1 pseudogene is annotated in these 606 nt (G+C 65.5%); it reads right to left on the reverse strand.

Annotated features, from left to right (window positions below):
* Positions 1 to 606 (reverse strand): annotated as a pseudogene (locus K206_RS40655) (conjugative coupling factor TraD, PFGI-1 class); the annotation flags it as partial.

A 606-nucleotide genomic window follows, 5' to 3' on the forward strand; every position in this document is an offset into this window, starting at 1 on the left:
AACAGCGCGTCGATGTTGATGACATGCCGCTGGATCAGCATGTAGTCCGGACGCTGCCCCAGTTCCACCAAGGCGCGGGCGATGATGTTGACGAAGCGCCAGGCAAATTCCCTGAAAGCCGCCGAGTTGCCTTCACCGGAGAGTTGCCCTGCAATGCGGGTCGCCACCTCGCTGATGCGTCCAAAGCGCCCCACGGCGTTGTAGCGGGCGGAAATGTCCGGCCAGCCCAAATGGAAGACATAGAACTCGCCCTCGCGGCCCGCGCGTTGCGCCTCGACGTACATCCGCTTCAGCAGATCGGCATCCCCTTTGGGGTCGATGACGATCACGACCTCGTGCTCTCCCGCCGCGTTCTTTCGCCGGATGTCCTGGGTCACGAACAGTTCGGCCAGCCGCGTCTTGCCCACGCGGGTTGTCCCCAAGACCAATGAGTGCCCGACGCGCTCGCCGAGCGGCAGGCTGACGTCCACCTCCTCGGGTTCGATGCCGTGCAGCCGAGGCAGTCCGCCCACGGGCGGCAGCGGGCGCACTGGGTTGAAAGGCACGTCCCAGCCGGTGAGTTTCGGCAGCCGGGAAAGCGGGAACCGCGCGAACTCCAGCCGTTCC

Origin of the sequence: Cupriavidus sp. WS (assembly GCF_000395345.1) — a bacterium.
Taxonomy (GTDB): Bacteria; Pseudomonadota; Gammaproteobacteria; order Burkholderiales; family Burkholderiaceae; genus Cupriavidus; species Cupriavidus basilensis_B.